Consider the following 9,369-nt stretch of genomic DNA (forward strand, 5'->3'; position numbering starts at 1 on the left):
GGGGGGGAGTGGGGGAAAAAAAGGGGGGGGGGGGGGGTGGGGGGGAGGGGGGGGGGGGGGGGGGGTTTTGGGGTGGGGGGGAGGGAGGGGGGGGGGGGGGGGGGGGGGGCCCCCCCCCCCCCCCCACCCCGGCGGGGGGGCCCCCCCCCCCCCCCCCCCGCGGTCCTGACGGACGGACGCCGCCGGCGCGCCTGGTGGCGCCGGCGGCGTCGTGGGCGTTCCGCACGGGATCAGCCCGTGACGACGACCTCGAAGGCCTCGGCGCCCTCGGCGGCCAGGCCGCCCAGCACCAGGTGCCGACTCAGCACGTGGTGGCGGACCCACTCGCGGGTGTAGTCGTCGGCCGGCACGCCCGGTCGCAGCGAGACCCGCAGCCGGATCCGCTCCGGCTCGACCCCGGCCCCCGTCAGCACCACCTCGGCGGCCGCCACCTCCTCGAGCTCCTCGGCCAGTTCGGCCAGTTCGTCCGGGCACACGGGCTGCCCGTGCATCGTGACGCCCACCCTGGCGGCGTCCCGGAAGACCCGTACCGCGGGTTCCGGGCGGCCGCAGGAGCAGCGCACGGTGGTGCCGAAGTCCCCGGTGCGGTAGCGCAGCAGGGGCAGCGCCAGCTCCTCGTCCAGCACGGTCACCAGGATCATTCCGTCGGCCGTCACCTCCAACTGCCGCCCCGGCAGCGGGTGGAAGGTCTGCGGCTGGCACTCCGGTCCGGCGTGGCCGATCACGCCCGCCTCGGCCGAGGCGTAGCAGGTCCACAGCTCCACCTCCGGCAGCCGCTCGGCGATCAGCTGGGCGAGGTCCTGTCCGCCGCCGTGCCACAGCACCTTGCGCAGCCAGTCGAGTGGGCGGCCGGTGGCGGCGCAGCCGTACAGGATCCGGTCGAGGGCCTCCGGCGGGGCGGCCAGGGCGGTGACCCGCTGGTCCCGGAAGAAGTCGAGCCACTGCATGAGCTCGTCGTCACCGAGCCGTCCGAACGGCAGCACGGTGGCGCCCGACCGGGCCGCCAGCGCGTTGTAGAAGTAGTGGGCCCACTGCAGCCGGCCGGCCGGGTAGAGGTTCGCCAGCACCTCGCCGCGGCGCAGCGGCCGCCAGCTGCCGAGCGCCTCGGCGGCGGTGTCGTCGCCGTGCGCCGCGACCAGCCACGGCGCGGCCACCGAGCCGCCCGCCGCGTAGAGGTTGGCGCCCTGGGTCCCCGGCCGGACCCGGCCCGACTCGGCGACCGCCCGGACGAGTTCGGCTCGGGTCAGCACCGGCAGTCGGCCCAGGGTGGGGGTCGCCGTGCTGCGCAGCTGCTCGGCGTACTTGTGGCGCAGTGACGGGAAGCGGGACGCCCGGGCCAGGGCCCGGCGCAACGGGTCCGTCGCGATGCGATCGGCCGCCGCCGGAGGCTGCTCCGCGTCCATCAACTGCTCTCGGTGCTCAGGCACGACGGCACTCATGAACTCCCCCTTAGAGTCCGCATCATGTCAGGAAGATAGCAAACCAGATGGACGGTTTGTCAATCGAGTGCTGAGGTGAACGTCCTCGGCGTTTCCGGCAGTTCTTGGTTCATGGCGGCGACAACGCCGGTTTGCCTGCCCGTCTTGGCTCATTTGACATACCGCCAGGTTTGTTTCTAGCCTGATCCTGACGCTGACTGCCCACACACTCGACAGAGGTGATCCATGCCGAAGCAGTTGAAGCAGGAGCGGGCTGAGCAGACGCGCAGGTCCCTGATGCTGGCCGCGGCCACCATGTTCGACCAGGTCGGCTACGAGCGGGCCTCGCTGGCCGCCATCTGCGAATCGGCCGGGGTCACCAAGGGGGCGCTCTCCTTCCACTTCGCCAGCAAGGGCGAACTCGCCAGTGCTGTGCAGAAGTTGGCCTGTGTCGAGAGTCGGGCGCGGCTGTCGGTGCTGCACCGCCCCGAGGTGCCCGCGTTGCAGACGCTGATCGACATGACCGAACTGCTGGCCGAACTGCTGCACACCGACCCGGTGATCCGCGCGGGCGCCCGCCTGGCGCGCGAGTACGAGACGCCGCAGGACCCGGCCGTCGACTGCTACCTCTGCTGGCTGGAACTGCTCTGGAACGCCTACCTGCGTGCCGAGGCCGACCGCAGTGTGCTCCCCGGCACCTGCGCCCGGACCGTGACCGCGCTGGCCTGGACGGTGACCACCGGCGTGGACGCGTTGGTCCGCAGTCAGCGGGTGCTGGCCGCCACCGGGCAGGCCGGCACGATCGTGGAGGGTCCGCGGGAGTGGCTCTCGCGGATCTGGAGCATGCTGTTGCCGCAGGTGGTCTCCCCGGAGCAGCGCGCCCGGGTCCGGCTGCCCTGAGTCACCGCGGTCCCGGCGGCCGAGGTCCCGGTGGGTCGCGCCCTCAGAGGGCGAGGGTGCGGGCGCGGGTGGCGGCCTGGTCGAGCAGCCGGTGGATGTCGGACTGGCGGGTGGTGGGGCGGTCGTTGTACTCGTCCGGGGAGGTGGCGGGCCGGCCGGTGGCGTGCAGGACCTCCATGACCTGGGTGCGCGCGGTGCGCACGGTGTGCTCGGTGCCGTAGCCGTGGGCCAGCACGGCGGCCTGGGCGCCGAGCAGGCAGACCCGGCCGGACCGGTCCCAGAGGGCGCCCTGCAGCCAGCCGTGCTGGGTGAGGTAGCGGGAGGTCAGCCGCAGGTGTTCGGCGGCGCTGACCGGGACGGGACGGGCGGGCCGCCGGAGCAGCCGGTCGAGCAGGCTGTGGTGCGGGTCGGGGTGGCCCGCGTGCCAGGGCTGCAGGGTGCTGCCGAGCGGGCAGACCCGGACGGTGGAGCGCGGCGGGGGTGCGGCCGATCGGGGGAATGAGGAGAGGTAGGCCTCGATCTCGGCGACGAGCAGTGGGCCGTCGAGCGGGAACGCGGGGGTGGGCGCGGCGACGGGGGTGAGAGTGGCCATGGGAGAAGGGCTTCCTTTATGTCTGGGTTCGTACTGGTTCTGTGATAACCCGGGCGCTGTTCGAACGGCGCGACGGCGGCGGCCGTGTCGGCCGGGGAACGGCGGCGGGAGAGGGACACCCGCCGGATGGCTGGTGACGCGCCGGGGCGGCTCGGTCTGCGGGGGTACGCCGGCTTCGTGCCGCGGGGCGACGCGCGACACGTGCCCGGCGCGGAGGATGGAGGTCAGGCTCGCGCACCGGCGGGCGGCCGTGCGAAGGGAAGCCCATGTCGATCAAAGCCTCGACCGTCGGGGTGGCCACCGTGACCGTCCTCGGGGTGGCGGCGCTGTGCTTCGCGCTGCTGCCCAAGGTGGGCGACTGGACGGCCAACCGGTATGTCCAGGAGGCCAGTTACGCCAACGGCGCCGAGGCGAAGGGGGCCCGCACCTCGGTGCCGCGCTGGCTGCCGGACAACGCGACGGAGGTCCACTACCGGATGTCCACCACCGGCGGCGACCGGTTGCTGCGCGCCAAGCTTCCCGACGGCCGGCTGCCCGCGGAGTGCACGGCGGGGGCGCGGGGCGGGGAGGCCAGGCTGACCGCCGCCTGGTTCCCGGCGGGGGCGGGCGCCCGGGCGACGGTGAGCTGTGGGCTCTACCACGGGCTGCTGGCGGGCACCGACTTCTACGCCTGGCAGGACGACGCGGACTGGGTCGCGGCGAACCGGGCTTCCGCCAAGGCGAGTTGAGGCCGGCCGCCGAGTAGTGGGCGGGCCGCGGCGGGGGCGGCGGGCGCCCGGGCCGGGGCCGGTAGTTCTCCATGGGGCCGTCGATCAGTGATCGACGGCCCTTCGGCGTGCCCGGGTGCGGGCCGTCCATCGTTCGTACGTCGTCCGTTCCTTGACAGTTGAAAACTCTGATCGCTAGCTTCTTTAATCATCGAGATTCCAACGATTAGTTCTCTCATCGACTCCTGAGGGGTTCGTCATGTCCACCGCCGCGGCCGTCGCCGCCCCCGAGTCCACCCCCGCCGCCGTGCCGGCCGGCCGCTGGTGGACGCTCGGCATCGTCTCGATCGCCACCTTCATGCTGATGCTCGACCTGACGGTGGTGAACGTCGCGCTGCCCGACCTGCGCACCTCGCTGCACGCCGACTTCTCGGACCTGCAGTGGGTGCTCGACGCCTACGCGCTGACCCTGGCCGCGTTCCTGCTCACCGGTGGCTCGCTCGCCGACCGGCTCGGTCGCAAGCGGGTCTACATCGCGGGCTTCGCCGTCTTCACCGCCGCCTCGCTGGCCTGCGGCGCGGCCCAGGGCATCGGCGCGCTCAACCTCGCCCGCGGGGCGCAGGGGATCGGTGCGGCCATCCTTTTCGCGGTCGGTCCGGCGTTGATCGGCCAGGAGTTCCGGGGCAAGGACCGCGGCCTGGCGTTCGGCGTCTTCGGCGGGGTCTCCGGCCTGGCGATCGCGTTCGGGCCGCTGATCGGCGGCGCGCTCACCGACGGGATCGGCTGGCGGTGGATCTTCCTGGTGAACGTGCCGATCGGGATCCTCGCGATGGCGCTCGGCACGCTGCGGATCGCCGAGTCGCGTGACCCGGCGGCGCACCGGGTGGACTGGGCCGGCCTGCTGGTCTTCTCCGCCGCGCTGACCCTGCTGGTGCTGGGCTTCCTGCGGGGCGAGGCGGAGGGCTGGACCAGTGCCCCGATCATCGCGATGTTCGCCGCATCCGTGGTGCTGCTGGCCACCTTCGTGCTGGTCGAGCGCCGGCTGGGCGAGCGGGCGATGCTCGACCTCGGGCTGTTCCGCAACGTCACCTTCAACGGGATCTCGGTGACCACCCTGCTGGGCAACGCGGCCGGGATGTCGGCGATCTTCCTGCAGGTCTCCTACATGCAGAACGTGCTCGGCTACTCGCCGCTCGCCACCGGGCTGCGCTTCCTGCCGCTGACCCTGACCCTGTTCGTCGCGGCGGCGGTCACCGGCGGTCTGACGGTCAGGGTGCCGCAGCGGCTGCTGGTCGGCGCCGCGGTCGCGCTGATGGCGGCCGGGCTCTTCCTGGTCACCCTGGTGCACCCGGACAGCTCGTGGACCGCGCTGCTGCCCAGCATGGCGCTGATGGGGCTCGGGATGGGGATGTTCAACCCGCCGCGCGCCTCGCTGGCGATCGGGGTGGCCGAGCCGGCGAAGGCGGGCATGGCGGCCGGTATCGGCGAAACGTTTCAGCAGGTCGGCATCGCGATCGGGATCGCCGGCTTCGGCGCGCTGTTCCAGCACCGGGTGACGGACTCCTTCGTGCACTCCGCCGCCGGCGCGCAGCTGGGGGCGCAGGCGAGGCAGGCCGGGACGGCGGTCGCGGCGGGCGCGGGGGAGCAGCTCGCCCGGACCCTGCCCGCCGCACTGGCCGGCCCGGTCCGGGTGGCGGCCCGGGCGGCCTTCGTGCACGGACTGACCGACGTGCTGGTCGGCTGCGGTGCGGTGGCGGCGGTCGGCGCGCTGGTCGGCTTCGCCTTCATCCGCACCCGGGACCTGCACGAGAGCGCGCTGGCCGGCGCCGAGCACGGCGGCCACTGAGCGCCCGACGGCCCGGTGGGCGCCGGGCCGTCGCACTCATTGAGCGTTGAAATCGCCGATGGTAGATTTCCGAAGAGTTCAGTGGGACCGCGGCAGTACCGGCCTGGAACCCCGGACTCCCGATCGATGGGAGATCCCCGATGGCCCGCAAGAGCCCTGAGAACACTGTCGCCGCGCCGCCGTCGGGCACCCCGCGGCCGGACTTCCCGCTGGCCGGCCGTACCGGGATGCTGCTGCACAAGGCCGGCAAGCTCATCGAGGAAGAGGTCGACCGGGCGCTGGTCGCCGCCGGCTTCCGGCTGCGGACCTTCCTGGCGCTGGCGGCGCTGGCCGGTGGTCCGGAACTCTCCCAGCAGGACCTCAGCCGGGTGCTCAACCTCGACCCGACCACCATGGTCGCGCTGATCGACGAGCTGGAGCGGGCCGGCCGGGTCGAGCGACGGCGCAACCCGGCCGACCGCCGCCGCTACATCCTGGTGCTCACCGAGCCGGGCCGGCAGGCGCTGGCCGAGGCCGAGGCGGTGGCGACCGAGGCCGAGCGCGCCTTCTTCGCCGAGCTGACGGGCTCCCAGCGGGACCAGCTGCACGGGGCGCTGGCACTGCTGATGGCCCATCGCTGGCCCAGCTCGATCTGCGTCTGAGCCACCCGGGGCGGGTGGTTCGACGACGCATCAGTGGGGCCGCACTCGGCTGAAAGAGTGCCATAAAGGATGCATAAATAGGACATTAAGGTACAATCGGCGGCACCTCTGTAGCCGACAGAACGGGCCGCCACCCCATGGCCACACCGTCCGCCAGCGCAGCCCCGTCCACCGTCCCGCCGACCGGGAGGAAGAGAACCGGCCGGAACACCGAGCTGCTGCTGGTGCTGGGTGCGGTCCTGGTCGCGGTCTTCGGCTACGTCGAGGTCGGTGTCAACCTCGACGGCAAGGTGCCGGCCGACGCGGTCGAGTACGGTGCGGCGCTCGGCGTGCTCGCCCTGCTGGCGCACGGCGTGATCCGCTGGAGGGCCCGGTACGCCGACCCGTTGCTGCTGCCGATCGCGATCCTGCTCAACGGGATCGGACTGGTGATCATCTACCGCCTGGACCGGGCCACCCCCGGCAGCGAGGCCGCGCCGACCCAGCTGCTCTGGTCGACGCTCGGGGTCGCGCTCTGCATCGCGGTGCTGCTGGTCCTGCCCGACCACAAGCTGCTGCAGCGCTACGCCTACGTCGGGGCGCTGGCCGCGCTGGTGCTGCTGATCCTGCCGGCCTTCTTCCCGCCGGTCTACGGCGCGCGGATCTGGATCACCATCGGCGGGTACTCGTTGCAGCCGGGCGAGTTCGCCAAGATCCTGCTGGCCGTATTCTTCGCCGCCTACCTCGCCGTGCACAGGGAGTCGCTGGCGCTGACCGGCCGGCGGATCTGGCGCTGGGAGCTGCCGCGCGGCCGGGTGATCGGCCCGGTGCTGCTGATCTGGGCCGCCTTCGTCGGCGTGCTGGTCCTGGAGACCGACCTCGGCACCTCGCTGCTCTTCTTCGGCCTGTTCGTGGTGATGCTCTACGTCGCGACCGCCCGCAGCGGCTGGATCACCATCGGGCTGCTGCTGGCCTCGGTCGCCGCGGTGGCCGTCGGTTGGCTCTCGCCGCACGTGCACGCCCGGGTGGTGGACTGGCTGCACCCGCTCGGCAGCATCGCGGCCGGACAGGGGCCCAACCAGATCGCCCAGTCGCTGTTCGCCTTCGCCTGGGGCGGGGTGCTGGGCACCGGGCTCGGGCTCGGCCACTCGATCCTGATCGGGTTCGCCGCCAAGGCCGACTTCATCCTGGCGACCATCGGCGAGGAGCTGGGCCTGGTCGGGCTGCTGGCGCTCTTCCTGCTCTACGCGCTGTTCGTCTCCCGGGGCGTCCGGACCGGGATCGCGCTGCGCGATCCGTTCGGCCGGCTGCTGGCGATCGGACTGGCCGCGCTGGTGGCGATCCAGGTCTTCGTGGTCGCCGGCGGCGTGCTCGACCTGATCCCGCTCACCGGCCTGACCCTGCCGTTCATCGCGCAGGGCGGCTCCTCGGTGGTCACCAACTGGATCATCGTCGCGCTGCTGGTCCGGATGAGCGACATCGCCCGCCGCCCGCCCGTCGAAACCGACCACCGTCCGCCGACCACCGAGGAGGCCTGATGGCCAAGCCGCCCAGTCCGCGCGTACGACACGGCATCTCCACCACCGGCCGCCGGGCCGGTACCTTCTGCCTGGTGCTGCTCCTGCTGCTGGCCGTGCAGGCCACCCGGGTGCAGGTGTTCCAGGCCAAGGAGTACGACAGCAACGTCGCCAACCAGCGGACCACCATCGAGCGCTACGCCCAGCCGCGCGGCAACATCCTGGTCGGCGCCGACCCGATCACCGGTTCCACGGCCACCGGCGGCAAGTACGACTACAAACGGACCTACCCCGACGGCTCGCTCTACGCGGCGGTCACCGGCTACTCCTCGCAGACCTACGGGAACACCCAGCTGGAGGGCACCGAGGACGGCATCCTCTCCGGCACCGACAACCGGCTCTCCGGCTGGGCGGTGTGGAACGAGATCTCCCGCCAGCAGAACCCCGGCGGCGACGTCTACACCACCATCGACAAGGCCGCCCAGCAGGCCGCGATGGCCGGGCTGGGCAACCAGAAGGGTGCGGTGGCGGCGATCGAGCCGAGCACCGGCCGGATCCTGGCGCTGGCCAGCACCCCGTCCTACGACCCGAGCAGCTTCGCCGGCTCCAGCAGCGCCGACCAGAACGCCTGGAACAAGCTGCAGGCCGACAGCGACCAGCCGATGCTCAACCGGGCGCTGCGGCAGACCTATCCGCCCGGCTCGACCTTCAAGGTGGTGACCGCCGCGGCCGCGCTGGCCAACGGCACGGTGAGCGACATCGACAGCGACGCCGGCGCCCCCTCGCCGTACGTCATGCCGGGCACCACCACGCCGTTGGTCAACGACACCAGCTCGTGCGACCGGACCGGCATCTCGCTGGACACCGCGATGGTGCTCTCCTGCAACAGCGTGCTGGGCTACCTGGGCGCGCAGACCGGCCTGGACAAGATGGTCGCGATGGCGCAGAACTTCGGCTTCAACGACCCGAAGCTGGACATCCCGGTCCGCGCCGCGCGCAGCAACTTCGACACGCAGATGAACCAGTCCCAGGTCGCGCTCTCCTCGATCGGCCAGTACGACACCGCCGCCACCCCGCTGGTGATGGCGATGGTCGCGGCGGGTGTGGCGAACGACGGGACGGTGATGTATCCACAGCTTGTGGACAAGCTGGCCAAGTCGGACGGCAGCACGGTCCAGCTGATGAAGCCCGAGGTCTACAAGCAGGCGATGAGTCCCCAGGTGGCCGGCCAGGTCCAGCAGCTGATGACCGATGTGGTGCAGAACGGCACCGGTAGGAACGCCCGGATCGGCGGCGCGACGGTCGGCGGCAAGACCGGTACCGCCCAGCACGGAATCGCCAACTCCGGTACGCCCTACGCCTGGTTCATCTCCTGGGCGAAGCCGGCCGGCTCGTCGCAGGTGCCCCCGGTGGCCGTCGCGGTGGTGGTCGCGGACAGCAGCGCCACCGACGTCACGGGCGGGGCGCTGGCCGCGCCGATCGCCAAGTCGGTGATGCAGGCGGTGCTGAACGGGAGCTGAGACCGGCGGCGGAACGGATCGCCGGCTCCCCCTAGCCACGTACTTCGCAGATCACCGATTTAGGTTTGTGGCCAGCGGGTTTGTGTGACTTCGATGCCGAGGAGGTCGAGGAGGTGGAGTTGGACTCCTCGGGTGATCTGGACGGTGGGCGGGTCGGTCACGTTGCCGATCCGCAGGGTGAGTTCGCCGAGGTGGTAAAGGATCATCCGGCCGGTCGGCCGCACCCGGCGGTTGTCCGGATACAGGCCA

At 72.1% G+C, this 9,369-nt stretch carries 9 protein-coding genes; 6 read left to right on the plus strand and 3 right to left on the minus strand.

Translation table 11 applies throughout. The features are described 5' to 3' along the window. Positions 1–230: 230 nt before the first annotated feature. Positions 231–1,427: a phenylacetate--CoA ligase family protein gene (locus ACZ38L_RS08670; protein WP_465690574.1), complete on the minus strand. Its 1,197-nt coding sequence runs from the start codon at positions 1,425–1,427 to the stop codon at positions 231–233. 237 nt (positions 1,428–1,664) lie between these two features. Here ACZ38L_RS08670 and ACZ38L_RS08675 point away from each other — a divergent pair, with 237 nt between their 5' ends. Continuing rightward, on the plus strand, positions 1,665–2,318 hold the full coding sequence (locus ACZ38L_RS08675; protein WP_465690575.1) for a ScbR family autoregulator-binding transcription factor: 654 nt from the start codon (positions 1,665–1,667) through the stop codon (positions 2,316–2,318). Positions 2,319–2,361: 43 nt separating this feature from the next. Here the strand turns inward: ACZ38L_RS08675 and ACZ38L_RS08680 are convergent, their stop codons facing one another. Next, positions 2,362–2,910, minus strand: coding sequence for a DUF6197 family protein (locus ACZ38L_RS08680; protein WP_465690577.1), 549 nt, complete (start codon positions 2,908–2,910; stop codon positions 2,362–2,364). A 266-nt stretch (positions 2,911–3,176) separates the two neighbouring features. On the opposite strand from ACZ38L_RS08680, the gene ACZ38L_RS08685 reads away from it, so the two are divergent. The 5 genes from ACZ38L_RS08685 to ACZ38L_RS08705 all read left to right on the plus strand — a co-directional run bounded on the left by ACZ38L_RS08685 (position 3,177) and on the right by ACZ38L_RS08705 (position 9,120). Continuing rightward, a complete protein-coding gene (locus tag ACZ38L_RS08685) occupies positions 3,177–3,638 on the plus strand; it encodes a hypothetical protein (protein WP_465690579.1) in 462 nt (153 codons plus the stop codon). Positions 3,639–3,876: 238 nt separating this feature from the next. After that, positions 3,877–5,463: an MFS transporter gene (locus tag ACZ38L_RS08690; RefSeq protein ID WP_465690581.1), complete on the plus strand. Its 1,587-nt coding sequence runs from the start codon at positions 3,877–3,879 to the stop codon at positions 5,461–5,463. A 140-nt stretch (positions 5,464–5,603) separates the two neighbouring features. Next, on the plus strand, positions 5,604–6,104 hold the full coding sequence (locus ACZ38L_RS08695; RefSeq protein ID WP_465690583.1) for a MarR family winged helix-turn-helix transcriptional regulator: 501 nt from the start codon (positions 5,604–5,606) through the stop codon (positions 6,102–6,104). A 137-nt stretch (positions 6,105–6,241) separates the two neighbouring features. After that, positions 6,242–7,621 carry an FtsW/RodA/SpoVE family cell cycle protein gene (locus ACZ38L_RS08700; protein ID WP_465690585.1) on the plus strand — a complete coding sequence of 460 codons (1,380 nt, stop codon included), beginning with the start codon at positions 6,242–6,244 and terminating at the stop codon, positions 7,619–7,621. Then, entirely contained in the window at positions 7,621–9,120 is a 1,500-nt protein-coding gene (locus tag ACZ38L_RS08705) for a penicillin-binding transpeptidase domain-containing protein (protein WP_465690587.1), read from the plus strand. The genes ACZ38L_RS08700 and ACZ38L_RS08705 overlap by 1 nt, the downstream gene beginning before the upstream one ends. A 59-nt stretch (positions 9,121–9,179) precedes the next feature. Here the strand turns inward: ACZ38L_RS08705 and ACZ38L_RS08710 are convergent. Continuing rightward, a partial coding sequence (locus ACZ38L_RS08710; RefSeq protein ID WP_465690589.1) for a hypothetical protein occupies positions 9,180–9,369 on the minus strand: 190 nt, incomplete at its 5' end.

This window comes from Kitasatospora sp. NPDC024654, from assembly GCF_055559155.1.